This is a genomic window from Hymenobacter segetis (assembly GCF_054776495.1).
Genome location: NZ_BAAHBV010000002.1, coordinates 20,586 through 39,341, shown reverse-complemented (window position 1 = coordinate 39,341; position 18,756 = coordinate 20,586). Strand labels below are relative to the sequence as shown.

General features: G+C 63.2%; 15 protein-coding genes. 11 read left to right on the top strand and 4 right to left on the bottom strand.

Features of this window, described 5'->3' with window-relative positions; all coding sequences use genetic code 11:
* Positions 1 to 13 precede the first annotated feature (13 nt).
* The 3 genes from ACYU70_RS10900 to ACYU70_RS10890 all read left to right on the top strand — a co-directional run bounded on the left by ACYU70_RS10900 (position 14) and on the right by ACYU70_RS10890 (position 6,313).
* The gene (locus ACYU70_RS10900; protein WP_342299678.1) at positions 14 to 3,178 is read left to right on the top strand and encodes a SusC/RagA family TonB-linked outer membrane protein; all 3,165 of its coding nucleotides are present in this window, start codon (positions 14 to 16) and stop codon (positions 3,176 to 3,178) included.
* A gap of 105 nt (positions 3,179 to 3,283) precedes the next feature.
* Positions 3,284 to 4,855, top strand: a complete 1,572-nt coding sequence (locus tag ACYU70_RS10895; RefSeq protein WP_342299676.1) for a SusD/RagB family nutrient-binding outer membrane lipoprotein — start codon at positions 3,284 to 3,286, stop codon at positions 4,853 to 4,855.
* Positions 4,856 to 5,029: 174 nt separating this feature from the next.
* On the top strand, positions 5,030 to 6,313 hold the full coding sequence (locus tag ACYU70_RS10890; RefSeq protein ID WP_342299675.1) for a hypothetical protein: 1,284 nt from the start codon (positions 5,030 to 5,032) through the stop codon (positions 6,311 to 6,313).
* A 91-nt stretch (positions 6,314 to 6,404) separates the two neighbouring features.
* Here ACYU70_RS10890 and ACYU70_RS10885 read toward each other — a convergent pair whose 3' ends face one another.
* Both ACYU70_RS10885 and ACYU70_RS10880 read right to left on the bottom strand, forming a co-directional pair.
* Positions 6,405 to 8,219, bottom strand: coding sequence for a glycoside hydrolase family 10 protein (locus tag ACYU70_RS10885; protein ID WP_342299674.1), 1,815 nt, complete (start codon positions 8,217 to 8,219; stop codon positions 6,405 to 6,407).
* Positions 8,220 to 8,440: 221 nt separating this feature from the next.
* Entirely contained in the window at positions 8,441 to 8,731 is a 291-nt protein-coding gene (locus tag ACYU70_RS10880; protein WP_342299672.1) for a hypothetical protein, read from the bottom strand.
* Positions 8,732 to 8,882: 151 nt separating this feature from the next.
* Here ACYU70_RS10880 and ACYU70_RS10875 point away from each other — a divergent pair, with 151 nt between their 5' ends.
* The 4 genes from ACYU70_RS10875 (at position 8,883) to ACYU70_RS10860 (ending at position 12,493) form a co-directional block, all read left to right on the top strand.
* Positions 8,883 to 9,731 carry a hypothetical protein gene (locus ACYU70_RS10875; protein ID WP_342299670.1) on the top strand — a complete coding sequence of 283 codons (849 nt, stop codon included), beginning with the start codon at positions 8,883 to 8,885 and terminating at the stop codon, positions 9,729 to 9,731.
* A 275-nt stretch (positions 9,732 to 10,006) separates the two neighbouring features.
* Positions 10,007 to 10,888, top strand: a complete 882-nt coding sequence (locus tag ACYU70_RS10870) for a rhomboid family intramembrane serine protease (protein WP_342299668.1) — start codon at positions 10,007 to 10,009, stop codon at positions 10,886 to 10,888.
* Positions 10,889 to 11,039: 151 nt separating this feature from the next.
* Positions 11,040 to 12,047, top strand: a complete 1,008-nt coding sequence (locus tag ACYU70_RS10865) for a zinc-binding dehydrogenase (protein ID WP_342299666.1) — start codon at positions 11,040 to 11,042, stop codon at positions 12,045 to 12,047.
* Between the two features lie 167 nt (positions 12,048 to 12,214).
* Complete coding sequence (locus ACYU70_RS10860; RefSeq protein ID WP_342299664.1) at positions 12,215 to 12,493, top strand: hypothetical protein; 279 nt, start codon at positions 12,215 to 12,217, stop codon at positions 12,491 to 12,493.
* 54 nt (positions 12,494 to 12,547) lie between these two features.
* Here the strand turns inward: ACYU70_RS10860 and ACYU70_RS10855 are convergent, their stop codons facing one another.
* Together ACYU70_RS10855 and rfaD are read right to left on the bottom strand one after the other, a co-directional pair.
* Entirely contained in the window at positions 12,548 to 13,915 is a 1,368-nt protein-coding gene (locus ACYU70_RS10855) for an FAD/NAD(P)-binding protein (protein ID WP_342299662.1), read from the bottom strand.
* A 77-nt stretch (positions 13,916 to 13,992) separates the two neighbouring features.
* Positions 13,993 to 14,961 (bottom strand): ADP-glyceromanno-heptose 6-epimerase, encoded by a 969-nt coding sequence (gene rfaD / locus ACYU70_RS10850; protein ID WP_342299660.1) that lies wholly within the window; start codon positions 14,959 to 14,961, stop codon positions 13,993 to 13,995.
* A gap of 79 nt (positions 14,962 to 15,040) precedes the next feature.
* Here rfaD and ACYU70_RS10845 point away from each other — a divergent pair, with 79 nt between their 5' ends.
* The 4 genes from ACYU70_RS10845 (at position 15,041) to lpxB (ending at position 18,709) form a co-directional block, all read left to right on the top strand.
* Positions 15,041 to 15,949, top strand: a complete 909-nt coding sequence (locus tag ACYU70_RS10845) for an ABC transporter substrate-binding protein (protein ID WP_342299658.1) — start codon at positions 15,041 to 15,043, stop codon at positions 15,947 to 15,949.
* Complete coding sequence (locus ACYU70_RS10840; protein WP_342299656.1) at positions 15,949 to 16,950, top strand: FecCD family ABC transporter permease; 1,002 nt, start codon at positions 15,949 to 15,951, stop codon at positions 16,948 to 16,950. The genes ACYU70_RS10845 and ACYU70_RS10840 overlap by 1 nt, the downstream gene beginning before the upstream one ends.
* A gap of 96 nt (positions 16,951 to 17,046) precedes the next feature.
* The gene (locus tag ACYU70_RS10835; RefSeq protein ID WP_342299655.1) at positions 17,047 to 17,463 is read left to right on the top strand and encodes a 6-pyruvoyl trahydropterin synthase family protein; all 417 of its coding nucleotides are present in this window, start codon (positions 17,047 to 17,049) and stop codon (positions 17,461 to 17,463) included.
* A 133-nt stretch (positions 17,464 to 17,596) separates the two neighbouring features.
* Positions 17,597 to 18,709, top strand: a complete 1,113-nt coding sequence (gene lpxB, locus ACYU70_RS10830) for a lipid-A-disaccharide synthase (RefSeq protein WP_342299654.1) — start codon at positions 17,597 to 17,599, stop codon at positions 18,707 to 18,709.
* Positions 18,710 to 18,756 lie beyond the last annotated feature (47 nt).

Here is an 18,756-nt window from a genome sequence, read left to right as displayed (position 1 = left end):
AATTCCCCTTCTCATGAAGAAAACATACTGGCTATTATTGCTGCTGCTGGGCCTGCTGCTGGCCACGCCCGGCTGGGCCCAGACGGCCCGCACTGTGTCGGGTACCGTCACCTCGGGCACCGACCAAAGCCCACTCCCGGGCGTGACCGTGCTCGTGAAGGGCACCACCATCGGCAGCACCACCGGTTCCGACGGCCGCTATTCCTTATCGGCCGCGCCGGGCGCGGTTATCGTGTTCAGCTTCATTGGCTACACGTCGCAGGAGCGCACGGTGGATGCCAGCGGCAACATCGACGTGGCCCTGAAGGAAAGCACTACCGGCCTCGATGAGGTGGTGGTGACGGCCTACAACATTGCCCAAAACAAGCGCGAGCTGGTGACGGCCGTGCAGGAAGTGAAGAGCAAAGACATCATCGACTCGCGCCAGACCAACGTGGTGAACGCCCTGCAGGGCAAGGTGGCGGGCGTGAACATCACCTCCTCGGGCGGCGCGCCGGGCGAAGGGGCCAGCATCGTTATCCGGGGCGGTACGTCGCTGGATGGCGACAACCAGCCGCTGTTCGTCATCGACGGGATGATTATGGACAACGGCTCGTTTCAGGAAAGCGCCGCGCCGGGCGCGGGCTCGCAGTTCAACGGCCTGCTGGGCCGCTCGGTGGGTGCGGCCAACCGCGCCGGCGACCTCAACCCCGAGGACATTGCCAGCATCACGGTGCTGAAAGGGCCGGCTGCCGCTGCCCTCTACGGCCTGCGCGCTGCTGGTGGCGCAGTGGTGATTACGACCAAAAAAGGCACTTCCGGCCGCACTACGCTGAATGTGCGCTCGCAGGTTTCGGTGGATGAGGTGAACCGCCTGCCCAAAATGCAGGACCAGTACGGCCAGGGTTCGGGCGGCGTGTTTGATGGCACCACGCGGGTGTCGTTCGGGCCGCGCTTCACGCCGGGCCAGCCGGTGTATGACAACCTGGCTAACTTCTACCGCAAGGGCTACACCTACCAGAACTTCCTGAACATGTCGGGCGGCTCGGATAAGGCCACGTTCTTCGTGTCGGCCTCCAACCTGCAGCAGAGCGGCGTGACGCCCCAGAGCAAGTACGACAAAACCACCGTGCGCCTGTCGGGCACGGCCGAAATCTCGCCCCGGCTCAATGTGAGCGGCTCGGCGCAGTACCTGACCTCGGGCGGCGAGCGGCCCATTCAGGGGCCGGGCCTGTTCGGTTCGTCGGGCGGCTATCTGCTGAGCTTGCTGAACTGGCCGCGCGGCGACGATGCCCGCAACTACCTCAACCCCGATGGCTCGCGCCGCCGCCTGCTGGCCCTGGGCAACGGCACCGATGCCGACGCCGACAACCCCTACTTCACCGTTGAGAAAAACCCGCAGACCGACCGCACCAACCGCTTCATCGGCAACGTGCAGCTGAGCTTCAAGGCCGCCAAATGGCTGACTTTGAGCCACAACATCGGTACCGATTTGTACACCTCGCGCAACACCTCGGTGCGCGCCGTGGGCACCTCGCAGGTGGGCAATCAGAACGGCGGCCTGGCCGAAACCGTGGACCAGTTCCGCCTCATCACGGCCACGTCGCTGGCCACGTTTACGCATGATTTCAGCTCAAACTTCGGCGGCACGTTCATCCTGGGCAACACGATTGAGGAAAACAAGGACCAGGCCGTGGACTACATCGGCCTGATTTTCCAGAACCCCGGCTTTGTGGGCCTGAACAACACCGTGAACCGCAGCGCCTTGCAGCGCGACAATACACGCCACCTCATTGGCAACTTTGCCCGTCTGAGCGTGAGCGCCTTCAACCAGCTGTTTGTGGAATTGCAGGCTCGTTACGACCAGTCGTCGACCCTGCCGCGCCCCGACCAGAACAAGATTTACGGCAAGGGCTTCCTCTACGGCTCGGCCGGCCTGGGCTATGAGTTCACCAAGGCCCTGGGCCTGGAGCAGAACAACATCCTGAACTACGGCAAGGTACGCGCCTCGGTGGCCGAGGTGGGCAAGGACACGCAGCCCTACCGCATCCAGGCCGCGCTGGCCCAGAACACCTACATCGGCGGCGGCTTCCGTAATGATTTCTTCGGCTCGAACCCCAACCTCAAGCCCGAGCGCACCCGCACCTACGAGGCCGGCGTCAACCTGCAGTTCCTGAAAAACCGCCTGGGTCTGGACTTCAACTACTACTACTCGCGTACTACCGACCAGATTATCGCGCCCCGCGTGAGCCAGGCGGCCGGCTTCATCCTGCAGTACATCAACGGCGGCATCGTGACCAACGAGGGCCAGGAAATTGCCCTCACTGGCACGCCCGTCAAGAGCAAGGATTTCAGCTGGGACATCATTGCCAACTTCTACCACAACACCAACCGCGTGGAAGAGCTGCCCTATCCGCTCACGGTGGTGTTTCAGTCCGATGCCTTCATCACCGACGTGCACGAGGGCGGCGCCTTCCCCGGCCGGGCCATTTCCAGCATCGGGGCCACCGATTTTAACCGCGTGACCGACCCCAACAGCCCCGATTACGGCAAAGTCATCGTGAGCTCGACGGGCTACCCCAGCGTGAACACCACTCTGGGCTACGCCGGCAACCGTGCCCCGCGCTTCACCACGCAACTCACCAATACGTTCACCTACAAAGGCCTGTCATTAGCCGCGCTGTTCGACTTCCGGGTGGGCGGCAAAGTGGTGAACGGCAACGACTGGTACCAGACCGGCGTGGGCACCTCGCAGCGCACCGCCGACCGCTACAAGCAGGTGGTGTTCGATGGCGTAGTGGCCCCGCTCAACGCCGACGGCACCATCAAGAAAAATGCTGACGGCAGCGTGACTTACTCCGCCAACACCCGCCCCGTGGAGCTGACCCAGACCTACTACACCAGCATTCTGGGCCGGGTGGGCACCGCCTTCATCGAGGATGGCTCGTGGGCGCGCCTGCGCTACGCCACCCTCAGCTACGCGCTGCCCGCCAGCCTGCTGAGCCCCACCAAATACATCAAAGGCGTGGAGCTGAGCGTGACCGGCCGCAACCTGATACTGCTGACCGGCTACACCGGGGCCGACCCCGAAACGTCGGCGGCCGGCGCGGGCGTGCGCGGCGGCGGCTCCAATGGCTTCGACTTCGGCAACGTGCCCGCCACCCGTGGCGTGGACATGGCCGTGCGGGTCAATTTCTAACCGAGTAGGGGCGGGGCTTGCCCCCGCCCGTCGTTGAACGATGCCCATGTGGCGCGAACTGCGGGCGGGGACAAGCCCCGCCCCTACATCCTAATAATTCCTCCGATGAAAAGATATATCCTAGGCTTCGGCCTGTTACTTAGCCTCCCGGCCCTTACCGCGTGCGAGAAGTTTCTCGACGTGAACAACAACCCCAACAACCCGGTCGTCTCCACGCCCAACTTCCTGCTGCCGGGCATCATTGCCAATGGCATTCAGACGCAGATGTTCACGGCGTTGCGCACGCCCTACATCACGCAGTACGTGGTGAGCCGCACGGCCAACAGCGGCGGCAACGACCAGTATTTCTTCACCAACGCCCAAAGCACAAACACCTTCAACTACTCCTACTTCCAGTCGGGCGGCAACATCCCGACCATGCAGAAGGCGGCGGAGGCCGAGGGTTCGGTGTACTACATCGGGGCGGGCAAGATTATGCAGGCCATGATTCTGGCCCATGCCACCGATATGCTGGGCGATATTCCGTACTCCGAAGCCTACCAAGGCGGGGCCAATTTCACGCCCAAGTACGACTCGCAGCAGCAGATTTACGCCACCATCAACAAGCTCTGCGACGAGGGCGTGGTGGAAATGAGCAAGCCCGCCAGCGCCCAGGTGCGCCCCTTCTACAGCACCTCGCCCAGCGAAAGCGGCGACATCCTCTACAAGGGCGATGCCGCCAAGTGGGTGCGCCTGGCCTACGCCCTGAAGGCCCGCCAGGCCCAGCACCTCACCAAAAAGACCAGCTACGACCCCAACGCCGTGCTGGCTCTCTGCGACAAAGCCTTCCAGAGCACGGCCGATGATGCCCAGATTAACTTCCAGACGGCCATTGCCCCGCTCTCGAACACGACCAATATTTTTGGGGTGACGCGGGCCAACTTTGGCACGGCCACGTTCTCGTCGAACATCGTGAAGTACCTGAACGGCACCACCTACCCCGGCGTGATTGACCCGCGCTTCGGCATCCTCACGCCCACCAACAGTCAGGGCATCGACCCCGGCCGGGGCACCAGCACCACGGCCAACCTCACGCCGGGCACTACCAACATCACCGATTTCTACGGTGGCTGGTACGCCCGCGACCTGGGCTACTACGAGGCCATCACTTACCACGAGCTGAAGTTTATTGAGGCCGAGGCGGCCTTCCTGGCCGGCAACAAGCTCCGGGCTTTCAATGCGCTGCGGGCCGGCATCACGGCGCACATGAAGAAGGTGGGCGCGGGCGGCTCGTATTCGCCCCCGGCCGTCACGTTCCCGGTCATTCTCGACGGGCAGATTACGGCCTACCTGGCCAGCGCCGCCCTGCCCCAGAATGAAACGGCCCTCACGCTGCGCCACATCATGGAGCAGAAATACATTGCCATGTTCCTGAACCCGGACTCGTGGTCGGACCTGCGCCGCTACGATTTCCGCAGCGACCTCTACGTGAACTTCCTGTACCCGACGTATTCCGGCAACACCATCCCGCCGCTGACGGGCAACAAGTTCCCGCGCCGCCTGTTGCCGGGAGCCACCGAAGTCACGGTGAACCCCAACGCCATCGCGGCCCTCTACAACGAGGCCGGCGTGGCGGTGGGCACCACGGCCGGTGACCAGGAGTACGTCACCAAGAATCTGTGGTTTGACCGGCCGTAAAGCGGGCTTGGCTGACCTCGCCAGAAAGGTCATGCTGAGCGCAGTCAAAGCATCTCTACTGCGTAACTATTCCTTTTAATTGAATTACTGCTGCGGTAGAGATGCTTCGACTGCGCTCAGCATGACGGGCGAGCGCCGAATCCATCTTCCTCTAAACTTCCATTCCCTCCCGATATGAATTTCTTCTCAACCAAAAACCTGCTGCTGGCCTTGCCGGTGCTGGGGCTGCTGCTCGGCGGCTGCAAAAAGAACGAGCTCGACGACTATTTCCACGCCCCGACCAACGAGTCGTCGGATTCGGGCTTTGCCGGGCTGGGGCTGCCCCGCGTGCCCCTGAGCCCCCGCTACGCCCCCGGCGATGCCGTGCCGCTCTACGTGACCTATAACGAAACTGACCAGCTGCGCGACATCACCGTGTTTCAGGTGGTAAACAAGGCCGACTCGGTGCAGACCGGCGTGTACCCAGCCAACGGGGCCTTCAATGCCAGTGGGGGCCTGCTGGCCCAGGCCGTGCCCTATACGGTGCCCGCCAATGCCGCCAACGGCGTGCCCGTGCGCGTGGATGTGACCCTGACCTTCCAGAACGGGGCCAAGCGCCTGCGCCGCTTCACCTACACCGTGGCCCAGCCCATCACCCTTAAGTTTGGCGCGACGCCGGCCACCTACCGCAACACGCTGGCCGCAACGGCCCAGAGCGAGGGCGACATCATCGGCTACTCGCTCATCACCAACGAAACCGGAATTGGGGCGCTGCCCACGCCGCCGGCCGTGCTCACGGCCGCCAACCCGCTGTTCAAGGCCGTGGACAGCCTCACCACCTTCTACCGCATCGGGACCGGTGCGCCGGTGCGGGTGGGCGTGATTCGGAACCCCTCGAACGGTGCGGCCAACACCCGCACCGTGGACGTGACCATTCCGCGCAACACCAACGGCCAGCCCGTCACCTATTCCTTCACGGCCTACGGGGCGGTGCAGGCCGTGACGGTCACGGCCCCGCCCATCAACGTGACCAACCCCACGGCGCTGGCCACGCTGCGCACCGGCCGCATCAGCGGCGGCCCCAATGCTACGCCCGATTCCCTAGCCTTCAACCTGCGCACCGGCCTCATCGAGCCGGCCGCCAACCCGGCTACCGCCAAGGATTTGTTTGTGAGCGGCGTGAGCGGCGGCGTGTACCTCTCGGCCGCCAACACCACGCGCTACACCAAAATCACCCCTTTGCAGCTTGACCGGGGCTTCTACTCCGCGCCCACGGCCAACGCGGTGGGCACGGCCCTCTACGCCAACGGCGTGGCCTCGGCCGCCAGCGTCAGCGCCGACCTCGGCCCCGTAGCGGCTGGCGACGTGTACGCCGTACGCATTCGCGCCGCCGAGTTTGCCCTGCTGCGCATCCTCAGCGTGAAGCAAAGCTCGGCCGGCTCCAACGCCCGCGTGCGCTTCGAGTACAAGACGCTGTAAGGACTTAACCTTCTTCGGCTAACATGCAAAAGCGGCCTTCTCCATTGGGGAAGGCCGCTTTTGCATGTTAGCCGAAGGGACAGGGCGAGCATTACCCTCCGCCAAACAACCGTGCGAAAAAGCCCTTCTTCTTCGCCGGCTTCTCCTTGATTTTGATTTTGGAGAACGGTGCCGAAGCCTCGGGCTTATCGGCCGGGGCGTTGAGGCGGATGGTGGGGCGCTGGGCTGCCGGCGCGGGCTGCGTGGCCACGGCCGGAGCCGCTGGCCGGGGCGCGCCGCCGGGGGCCTGGCCCAAGGCCAGCTCCGCCGATTGCTGGCCGGTGGTGATGACGCGCATGGGCCGGCTTTCGTTGTGCAGGCGGTCCACGGCCGTTACGTAGTAGGCGTAGGCCTGGCCGGGCACGGCGGTGGTGTCCACGTAGGTGGCGGGGAAGCCGGGGGCCGGCCGGGGCAGCGCCAGGATGCGGCGCGGGTCGTTGGGGGTGCTGGCCTCGGTGGGCTCGAAGCGGTAGAGGACGTAGTAGGTGGCCGCATCGCCGTCGGCGGCGGGCGGGCCGGACTGCCAGTTCAGGGTCACGTAGTGGCTGAGGCGGCGCAGGGTGAGGTTGGTCACCGGCAGGGGCGGGGTGGCGTCTTTCCAGGGCATGGCCGGCACCAAGGCCAGGTAGCGAAACAGGTCCTGCCGCAACGAATCGGTGGTGTGAAGGGGATTGGTGAGCACCGATTTGGCCGAAAAGAATACGCTGCCGATGGCCTCGCCGTCGGTGGCGCGATTGGTCCGAATCTGGCGGGGCAGCTCGCGGGCGTTGCGCCAGGTGGTGTCGGAGCGGGTGCTTTCCAGCATCCGGTAGGTGCCGTGGCCGATGTACAGGTGGCGGTCGAAGTGGTTCTCGGCCCACCATTTTACCAGCACGGGGTAGGGGCAAAGGCGGAAGTTCGAGCTCCAGTACAGCTGCGGCACCACGTAGTCAATCCAGCCCTTTTCCAGCCACAGCCGCGTATCGGCATACAAATTCGAATACGACGGCTGCCCAGCCCGCGTATCAGACCCCTGCGGGAAATCCTTCGACTTGTTCATCCACACCCCAAACGGCGAGATGCCAAATTTCACCCAGCGCTTGGCACTCTGAATGCTGTCGTGCAGGTCGTGGATGAGGATGTTGACGTTCTGCCGCCGCCAGTCGGCCAGCTTTTTCAGACTGTCGGGGTTGAAGTCGCGGAAGGCTGCCTCGTCGTGAAACACCTTTCCCGGGTCGGGGTAGGGGTAGAAATAATCATCGAAATGCACCGCGTCGATGTCGTAGCGCCGCACCACGTCCATAATCACGCGAGTGATGTGCGTCCGTACCTCCGGCAGGCCGGGATTATACAGCAGCTGCCCCCCATAGCGCAAAAACCATTGCGGATGCTGGCGGTAGGGGTGGTTAGCAGCCAGCCGGCGCGTCACCGAATCCATGGTGGCGCGGTAGGGGTTGAACCAGGCATGGAACTCCATGCCGCGCCGGTGCGCCTCGGTAATGAGAAAGGGCAGGGGGTCGTCGCCGCCGGCGGGGGCCTTGCCCTGCACGCCGGTCAGCCACTTGCTCCAAGGCTCCAGGTCTGATTTATAGAAGGCATCCGAGGCGGGCCGAATCTGCACGAACACCGCGTTGAGGCCGGCGCGCTGGCCGGCATCGAGCAGGCGGCGATAGTCGCGGCGGTACTGCTCGGGGGCCTCGCCGCGCTGGTTGGGCCAGTCGATGTTTTCGACGGTGGCAATCCACATGCCGCGCAATTCGCGCTTTGGCGGGGGCAGAGCTTCGGTGGAGTCGGCCGCCGTTTGGGCCAGGGTGGGCAGTGAGCCGCAGAAACCACTCAGCAGCACCAGAAAAAACAAAAACCGACCAGCGGAAAGGAAACGACGCATCAAGGGAAAATCAGCAGCAGGAATAATTGCCGCAAATTACGCCATTAAGCCCCGCAGTCTGATTGCTGCTTAATGAAGAACGGTTATGAGAACGGTCATGCCGAGCGTAGCCGAGGCATCTCGCGTGTGACAGTAAATCTTTCCTTGCGATGGAATTACTACCACATGCGAGATGCCTCGGCTGCGCTCGGCATGACCGTTCTATTTTGCTGTTGCCGGGTTTACGAGCCCGTCAGTTCGGTGTCAGTCATCGGCTGGTCGGGCGTATCGGGGCCGCCTTCGAGGCCGTTGGTCTGGCTGGCGTCGCCGTAGTCGCCGCGAATGCCGGCCCCGTCGCCCATGTTCTGCTGGGTGCTGCTGGGGATGGTAGTACCGGTGCGGGGCTGTTCGTCAGGCCCTTTGTCGGGCGTGGCGTTCACGGTGGCCTCCTGCTCCGAAGTATCGTCGGGGGTGCTGGAAGTGGGCGCGTAGTCGGGCTGCGGGTCGGTGGGGTTTTGCGTGGGGTCAGGCATGATTGAGAGGAAATGAGAAGGATGAAGGAGGCGCGGTAGCAGCCCCGTGGTTGGGTTTACGGCGGCCGGCCCGCACGGTTGGGCGCGGTAGATTGCGCGGCGTTTGCCATCTTGCTGAGAACTTTCCTTTTCACCCAATATTCCACTTGCCGTGGCCGATTCCATCACCGACTTCTACCATCAGAAAACCGACGCTGAGCTCCAGTTCTTCATCGAAAACCCCGACCACTACCAGCCCGACATTGTGGCCGAAGCCCGCCGCGAGCTGCGCCGCCGGGGCGTGGCGCTGCCCCAGCCGGCACCCGCCCCAGCCGAAGTAGCATATGCGCCACCCACCCGCGGCCTGCCAACCGGTCCGCTGGTACTGGCCGTGGCCGTAGTGCTGGCCCTGACCTTGGGCGTGCTCTACTTCATCAACCACAAAAATGACCCCGCACCTGCCACCACCGCCCCGGCCAAACCCAAAGCGCCACCCCGCCTCACGGAAGTTGCCACCTCCACCATTCCCGATTTCGGGCCGGCCGTGGTGGCCAGCGTGCAGCGGCAGGTGCAGCGCATTCCGGCCGCCGAGCGGGCCGCTGCGGCTAAGGAGGCCATGCCCCTGCGCCAGTACCGCGAATTGGCCAAGCGCTTCTGGACGGCCGAAACCCAGACCGAATACGTGATGAACCAGGCCCGCCGGGGCCAGCTCGACGCGGCCCTGCCCGGCCACATCCAGGCAGTAGGAGCCACCTGGGAGCAGTGGAACAAGGCCCTGCGCTACAGCTATAAATTCGGCCCAGCCATGAGCGACCATCTCGACATCATGACCCGCGTGGCCCAACAGCAGCAGGAAGGCCTGAACGACCTGCTGATAGTAGCCAACAACCCCCAGAGCTACGAAAACGACCAGACCCGCAAGCGCACCGCCGATGTCAGCGACCTGCTCTCCGGCCTGCTGCCGAAATCGCCGGTCACGGGGCAGCCTTATAATACCATCGTGCGCCGGGTGCGGCTATAGCGGGAGGGTAGCCAACCCCCCTCCTTGGTAAGGAGGGGATGTTTCAGTGAAGCTGAAACGGGGGGTGTGGGTGGCCGCTTCGTTGAGCAGGTATTTCAAGGGGTTTTGGTTGCTACTCAGTGTCACCCAACGCCACAACCACCCCAGCGTCCGCTTCGCGGCCGCGTCCCCTCCTTGGTAAGGAGGGGAGTTGGTCCTCGGACCTCAGTTTCCAACATCTGGCAAATTGGCCGGTTGGGGAAGCTGGCGCACTCCTTGCCGCGTCCGGCTTTCTAATGGAACCATCTCCTCCCGACCACGCCCCCGGCTCCACGGCCGCGCTGGCTGCCCAGCTTTTTGCCCAGAAGCCCGAAGCCGAGCTGCTGTACCTGGCCCAGAATTCGGCCCGCTACCCGCCCGCCGTGGGGGCCGCCGCCGTGGCCGAGCTCAACCGGCGCGGCCTGCTGCCCGACACCGCCCGCCCCGTGCCGCCACCCGCCAAAGCCGAAACCGAGCACGAAACCTGGCCCCAGCTGCTGGGCGATTTGCTGCGCGGGCTGCTCATCCCTTCGCGCCGCTTCTTGGCCACGCCTCTGCTGATTGATGCCTGCCTGCTGATATTCGGCCTGATGATGCTCAACGGCGTACCGGCCTCCGACCCCACCGCGCAGCAGCTCGTGCGCTGGGGTTCCAACGTCACCGACCTCACGCTGTATGGCCAGCCCTGGCGGCTGCTCACCTACATGTTTGTGCACGCCGGCCTCTCGCATTTGCTGCTGAATATCCTCTCGCTCTGGCTGCTGGGCTTGCTGGTGGAAGACCGGGTGGGGCCGCTGCGCCTGCTGCTGGTGTACCTGGCCTGCGGGGTGGGCGGTGGCCTGGCCAGTCTGTGGTGGAATACCCAGGGCATTAATTCCGTGGGCGCCAGCGGGGCCATTTTTGGCCTTTACGGCCTGCTGCTGGCCCTGCTGATTGGCAAGAAGCTGGTGCTCGATAAGTCCGACCGCCGCGCCATGCTGGGCCTGGTGCTCTACCTGGTGCTCAGCAACCTGCTCTCCGGCCTCACCGGCAATATCGACAACGCGGCCCACCTCGGCGGGCTGGCCACTGGCTTGTTCATCGCCGGCCCGCTGGCGTTTATCGGGCTCAAGGGCGGGGAGAAAATGGAGACGGTGTAGTCTGTTATTAATATGTAGAACGTCATGCAGAGCGCAGCGAAGCATCTTTACCTCGGTAGTAAATGATATGCTTCCACGGTAAAGATGCTTCGCTGCGCTCTGCATGACGTTCCTTATTGTTCGCCACTAATCCAAAACCCAAAAACAACCCATGCAAGCTCTCCAGCTCGATGCTATCCACCAGCCCGCCGTTGTGCGCGAAGTGCCTACGCCCACGCCCGGCCCCGGCGAAATCCTCGTGAAGCTGCACGCTGCCGCCCTCAACCACCGCGACGTGTTCATTCAGCAGGGCAAGTATGCCGGCATCAAGTTGCCCTGCACCCTCGGGGCCGATGGCGCGGGCGAAGTAGCCGCCCACGGCCCCGACGTGCCCGCCGATGCGCCGGCCGTGGGCACCCGCGTCCTCATCAACCCGGGCTTGCGCTGGGGCACTAACCCCCGCGCCCAGGCCCGCGATTTCGTGGTCCTCGGCATGCCCGACCCCGGCACGTTTGCCGAATACATCACCCTGCCGGCCCAATACATCCGGCCGCTGCCGACCCACCTCAGCTTCGAGCAGGGGGCGGCGCTGCCGCTGGCGGGCCTCACGGCATACCGGGCGGCCTTCACCCGCGCCAAAGTGCAGCCCGGCGAGCGGGTATTGGTAACCGGCGTGGGCGGCGGCGTGGCCATCACGGCCGTGCAGCTGTGCGTGGCCCGGGGTGCCGAGGTGTGGGTAACGTCCAGCTCCGAGGAAAAAATAGCCCGCGCCCAGGCGCTGGGAGCCAAAGGCGGCATCAACTACAACGCCGAAAACTGGGTGAAAGCCCTCACCCATCAAGCTGGCGGCGCGTTCGATGTCATCGTCGACAGCGCGGCGGGGGCGGCTTTCGGGGCGCTGCTCGATGCGGCCACGCCCGGCGGCCGCATCGTGTTCTACGGCGGCACGCTGGGCAACATCCCCGATGTGCCGCCCGCCAAAATATTCTGGAAGCAGCTCAGCATCCTGGGTTCCACCATGGGCACGGCGCAGGATTTTGAGGACATGCTGGCCTTGGTGAGCGAGAAAAAACTGGTGCCGGTGATTGATGAAATCTTCCCGCTGGCCGAAGGAGAAGCCGCCCTGCGCCGCCTCGACGCGGGCGCGCAATTTGGCAAAGTGGTGCTGAAAATTGCCTGAGAAAAGAGCTGGATAAATGATAAAATCGCAGTTAAAATCCGTGAGATTTTAACTGCGATTTTGCTTGCTGAAAAAGTGGTAAAACATTGCTTTGTGGAATGAAAACGAGGATTTTAGAGTTAATAAAGTGCGCTGTCATATGACCTAAATACAGCCGCTTTTCCGCTATGAAGTCCGCCGCCGAATACCTCAAAAACCAAGTGTTTGAAGCCCGCCGCCCGCGCCGCGAATTGCAGCCGGTGGTAGCCTATGATGCCGCTCTGAATGCCATCGAGCAAGCCGTGGCCGATGCCGAGAAATACCGCTACCTGCTGATGCGTGCCCTACGCCATCACGCTAGCGACCCGGCCGCTGCTCCCGCAGTTAATGCCACTTCTTCGTCCTTCTTTGCTGACGAGGCCACCGTGCTGCCGCTCTATCCCGGCCAGCAAAACATGGCGGCCTAACCACAAGCCAAAACCGGTATGCAAAGCCCCCGAAATTCTATTTCGAGGGCTTTTTTATTGTGCCAGATGGGCTGCCAGCGCCGCCGCCTGCTGCCGCAATTCCGGCACCGCCGTCGACTCAAAATAAGCCGGCCGGCGGCTGGGGCCGAGCGTGAACAGGCCCGGCGAAACCGCCCCGGCAGCGTTCAGCAGCGCGCCGTGGGCATCGGTCAGCAGGCCCAGGTGCAACGGGTCGGGAGTAAGGTCCCCGGCTTCGCGCAGGCTCACCACCAATGGGTCGGCAATGCGGGTGTAGTCCAGTAGCGGCCCTGCGCAGCTGACGACGTGGTCGGCGGTATGCCAGCAAGTCTCTGGGCTATGAGTTCGCACGCCCACCCGTAGCCGGTTGCCTTCAGGCAGAATCTCGCGCACCGTGCCAATGTGCAGCTGGACCAGCCCGGCGGCCGTGAGGGCGGCCACTGCCTCCGCATTCTGGGGTGGGCTGCGGTGCCGGGCCACGGCCCACAATCCCGCCAGATGCTGCAGAAACCGGCGCTGCTCCGCCAGCGGCCACGCCGCCCAGATGCGGCCCAAATCGGGCCGGAGCGAATCCAGCACCGGCCGCCAGTCGAGGCCCTGCGCGGCGGCCAGTTTCAGGTGCCGCTTATACACCGCGACCACACCCGTCACGGTAGTTTCGTGGGCCAGTTCGGGATAAAAGCTGGGGTAGGGAGCCATGAGCGGGCCATGCGCCGAGGGCCAGCGCCCGTGCCGGGCCACTACGGTAATGGGAGCGCGGTGCCCATCCTGGCGCAGGGCTAGCAGCACATCCACCGCCGTCAGCCCCGAGCCGATGAGCAGTACTTCTTCATCGGGGCCGATGCGGCGCAGGTTGCCGATGGCCCACGGGTCGGCGTGGTAGCCGGGGTGCTGGAGGTAGCGCCGGTCGGGACCGGTGGGGGGCGGGGGCGGGAAGTTGCCGAGAGCCAACACCACGATATCACTGCTGATTATGGTGCCATCGGCCAACAGCACGGCGCGCCGGCCATCGGGCAGGAGCGGAGCGGCCACGGCGGTAGTGTGGTGCCAGCGCACGGCGGCCGTGGTTAATTCCTGCGCCAGCTCCTCCCGCAGGTAGCGGCCATAAGCGGCGCGGGAAGCGAATTCCGGCAGTCCGGCGGCACTTTCGGGTTGGGTTTGCAGCCAGTCGGCAAAATGGTTGGGCTCGTCCGGGTACAGACTCAGGCCGCCGGGGCGCACGTTGAGCAGGTATTCGGGGCGGCGGGCGGTGTAGGCCAGCCCGGGGCCGGGTACGTCGCGCGGCTCAATGAGATGAATTTCAGCCGCAGCCAACGCCGGCTGCCGCCGCAATTGCAACACCAGCGCCGTGCCCGCGAAGCCGCCGCCCACAACGGTAATAACGGGACGAGCAAGTTGGGGCACGGGCGGAGAGGTATTTGAATAGAGCGGAACCAAAGAACGTCATGCTTCGACTTCGCTCAGCATGACAAACGGGAGTATTACATATACCGCCCCGGCACGAGGTAGTTCTGCACGTAATCGGCAATGCCATCTTCCAGACGCGTAAACGGCCGGTCGTAGCCAATACTTTTGAGTTTGCTCATATCAGCCTCGGTGAAGTACTGGTATTTATCGCGAATATCCTCGGGCGTGTCCCGGAACTGGATATCGGCCGTGCGGCCCAGGGCGTTGAACGTGTTCAAGGCCAGGTCCAGGAAGGTGCGGGCCTGGCCGCTGCCCAGGTTGTAAATGCCGGAATGCGTGCGGTGGTTCAGCAGGAAAAAGCATACTTCCACCACATCCTTCACGTACACGAAATCGCGCATCTGGCCGCCGTCGGTGTAGTCAGGGTTGTGCGATTTGAACAGCATCATCGAGCCCGACTGCTGAATCTGGTGGAAGGCGTGCATTATCACCGACGCCATGCGGCCCTTGTGGTATTCATTCGGCCCGTACACGTTGAAAAACTTCAATCCGGCCCAGAAATACGGCTTTTCTTCCTGCTGCAAAGCCCAGTTGTCGAAGTCGTTTTTCGAATCGCCGTAGGGGTTCAGCGGGCGGTAGAGGGGGAACAGCGCCTCGTCGGTATCGGTGTAGCCCAGCGTGCCGTCGCCATAAGTCGCGGCCGAGGAGGCGTAGACCAACGGCAGATTATACTTCACGCAGGCCTGCCACATCTGCTTGGAATAGTTCAAGTTTAATACATCGAACACGGCCGGGTCCATCTCCGTGGTATCGGTGCGGGCCCCGAGGTGGAAGATGAATTCCACCTGTTCGTGGTTGGCATCGAGCCAGTCGAAAAACGTTTCGCGGTCCACGTATTCGCGCAGCTTTTTGCCTTCGATATTGGGCAGCTTCTTCTCGATGGAAAAATTATCCACCACGACGATGTCGTTGAAATTGGCGGCGTTGAGGCGGGAAACTAAGCAGCTGGCAATAAAGCCGGCTGCGCCGGTGACTACTATCATGGGAGCGGAGATTGAAGCGGGGAAGGGCAAAGGTATACCGGCGCGCCGGGCCGTGGGGCCGCTCGCCTACCTTTGCGCCATGCGTGTTCTGATGCTGCTTTTACCCCTGGCCCTGCTGCTGGGTTGCCAATCCGAGGCCGGGAAAACGGGCACCGTGCAGGTGCGCGACGACCTGGGCCGGTCCATGAAAATACCCGCCCATCCGAGCCGCGTACTGGCCCTAGCCCCCAGCATGACCGAAATGCTGTTTGCCGTGGCCGATACCGCCACCATCGTTGCCCGCGTGCCACAGGACGATTATCCCGCCGCCGTCTACCGCAAGCCGGTGGTGAATAACTACCCGCTCGACCTGGAAAAGCTGGTGCTGCTGAAGCCCGACGTGGTTTTCACCATCGAAGGCATTACCTCCGTCGATGACGCCAAACGCCTCCAGGACCTGGGCATTCCGGTATATTTCCAGCGCTACCGCCGCGTGGAGGACGTGTTCAAGGGCATCGACGACGTGGGCCGCCTGCTGGGCCGCACCGCCCAGGCCCGGCACCTGACGGACTCGCTCCGGCAGCAGCTCCGGCAGCTCACGCTTTCAGCCGCGCGCCCCGCCAAAACCCCCAAAGTGCTGGCCATTACCTGGCTCGACCCCATTTATTGCTACGGTCAGAATACGCTGTTCACCAATGAGATTCGCTTCGCCGGCGGGCGCAATGCCATCACCGAAACTTTCCCGCAGCCCTACCCGGCTCTCACCCGCGAGTACGTGCTCAAGCTGAATCCCGACGTGCTGCTCGGCGGCAACTTCGGGAAGCTGGACAGCACCTTTTTCAAGAATTACCCCGAGCTACGGCGCATCAATGCGTATAAAAACCGGCGCGTGTTCCCCATCACCGGCAACCTCATGGAGCGGCCCGGTCCCCGTGTGGTCGAGTCGGTGCGCGAGCTGCAAGGCTTGCTGAACCAGGCTCCGCCCAAACCACCCATTCCCGCCCGCTGATGCCGGTTCGTCGTCCTGCGTTGTGGCTGATAATCGGCTTGCTGCTCGCGCTGTCGCTGCTGGTACTGGGCCTGCGCGTGGGCAGCTACGCTACGTCGTACAGCTTCATCCTGAACACCTTCCAGCACTACAACCCTGCCGACCCCGCCCAGCTGGTGCTGGTGCAGCTGCGCCTGCCGCGTCTGCTGCTGGCGCTGCTGGCCGGGGCCAGCCTGGCCGTGAGCGGCTACCTCCTCCAAACCCTCGTCACCAACCCGCTGGCCGACCCCTACCTGCTGGGCACGGCCTCGGGAGCTTCTTTAGGGGCTATTGCCTGCTATGTTCTGGTGCCGTCACTCACGTTTATGAGCGTGTATCTGCCGCCGGTGGCCGCCCTTGCGGGGGCCTTCGCGGCCACGCTGCTGGTGGTGGCACTGGGCACCCGGCGTGGCAAAATTCTGCCCGCCCCGCTGCTGCTGGCGGGCGTGGCCGTGGGGGCGCTGGCGGCGGCCGTGGGCAGCCTGCTCACCTTTCTGGCCTCGCCCGAGGGCAGCCTGCGGAGCGTGGTGTTCTGGGCGTTTGGTAGCTTCGAACGGGCTGGGTGGGATGTGCTGCCGTATCCGGCTGCCGCACTGGTTATCAGCCTGTTTGTGCTGGCTTTTTTGCAGAAAGACCTCAACCTGCTGTTGCTGGGGGAGGAGCGGGCTGCTGCTCTGGGCCTGCCGGTGGCGCGGCGGCGCTGGCTGCTGGTGCTGCTGGCGGCCGGCCTCACGGGCGGCGTGGTGGCGCTGTGCGGGCCGGTGGGCTTCGTGGGCTTGCTGGTGCCGCACCTCACGCGGGGGCTGCTGGGCACCACGGGGCGCTACAATCTGCTGGTGTGCGCGGTGCTGGGCGGGGCCTTTTTGCTGGCCTGCGACCTGCTGGCACGGCTGCTCTACCCGCCGGCCGGGCTGCCGGTGGGGCTGGTCACGGCCCTGTTCGGGGTACCCTTCTTCGTATATTTGCTGCGGAAAACTAATTAAGCCGTTAGCTGATTGCTGACGGCGGTAAGCCGCTTTCAGAAGCGCTTATTTGAAAGCTAATGGCTAATGGCTAGTAGCTAACAGCTAAAAATCAGAATGATATACATCAGCCGCCAGGAACATTTCAACGCCGCCCACAAGCTCTACAACCCCAAGTGGAGCGAGGAGCGCAACCGCGAAGTATTCGGCCCCTGCGCCAACACCAACTGGCACGGCCACAACTACGACCTCATTGTGACGGTAAAAGGCGAGCCCGACCCCGAAACCGGCTTCGTAGTCGACCTCAAAGCCCTGTCCGACCTGCTGCGTACGCACATCACCGAGCAAGTCGACCACAAAAACCTCAACCTCGACGTGCCTTTCATGGCCGGCCAGATGGCCAGCACCGAAAACCTGGCCATCGCCTTCTGGCAAATCATCGAGCGCGAGCTGCCCGCCATTACCCCGGCTAAGCTGCACTGCATCAAACTCTACGAAACGCCGCGCAACTTCGTGGAATACTACGGCAACTAGGCCGTTGTCATGCTGACGAAGGAAGCATCCTATCACGGGCGCTTTTGTCAGAATTACTAACCCAAGCGGCGCGGACGTGATAAGGTCCTTCGTCGCCCCTTCATTCGGGGAATGCTCAGGATGGCGTAACAAATTGAAATACTACCTAATAGCCGGCGAACGGTCGGGCGATTTCCACGCTGCCAACCTCATGCACGAGCTGCGCGGGCAGGATGCCGACGCGCAGTTCCGCTACTGGGGCGGCGACATGATGCAGGCTGAAGGCGGTGAGCTGGTGCGCCACTACCAGGACCTGGCCATCATGGGCTTTCTGGAAGCGGCCACTAGCATCCTTAAGTTCCGGGGCTACCTCAAGCAGTGCCAGCAGGATTTGCTGGCTTACAAGCCCGATGTGCTCATTCTGGTCGACTACGCCGGGTTCAACCTGCGCATGGCCAAAATCGCTAAGGAGAATGGTATCAAGGTGTTCTATTACATCTCGCCCAAAATTTGGGCCTGGAACCAGGGCCGCGTTGAGCAGGTGAAGGCCCGGGTGGACAAGATGTTCGTCATCCTGCCCTTCGAGACGGAGTTCTACCAGAAATTCAACTACCCCGTCGACTACACGGGCAACCCCACGGCCGATGCCGTGGCCGAGTTTAAGCCCACCACCGATTTCTACGAGCGCAACCGCCTGGAGGCCGGCAAGCCCATTATTGCCGTGCTGCCGGGCTCGCGCAAGCAGGAAATTGAGGAGATGCTGCACGAGATGATTGCCATTCTGCCGGGTTTTCAGGAGTATCAGTTCGTGGTGGCCGGCGTCACCAACCTCGACCCTAACTACTACAAGCACTTCCACCGCAACGGCATCCGGTTCGTTTTTGACCAGACGTTCGACCTGCTCAGCCACGCCACGGCGGCCCTCGTCACCAGCGGCACGGCCACGCTCGAAACCGCTTTGTTCGACGTGCCGCAGATAGTGTGCTACCGCACCAGCTCGCTGAGCTACGCCATCGGCAAGATGGTTATCAAGGTGCCCTACATTTCGCTGGTGAACCTGATTGCCGGCCGCGAGGTGGTAAAAGAGCTGATTCAGGGTGACTTCACGGCCCGCAACCTGCTCGACGAGCTGCGCGCCCTGCTCACCGACCAAGCCTATCTGGCCCGCATGAAAGCCGGCTACGCCGAGCTCCGCGAAAAGCTGGGCCAGCACCAGGCCGCCAAAAAAACCGCTGAGCTGATGGTGAGCTACCTGCGGGACAAGTAGCCGCCGGCGCCCTTATTTATTCCCCAAACACAATAAAAAAGCTCCTG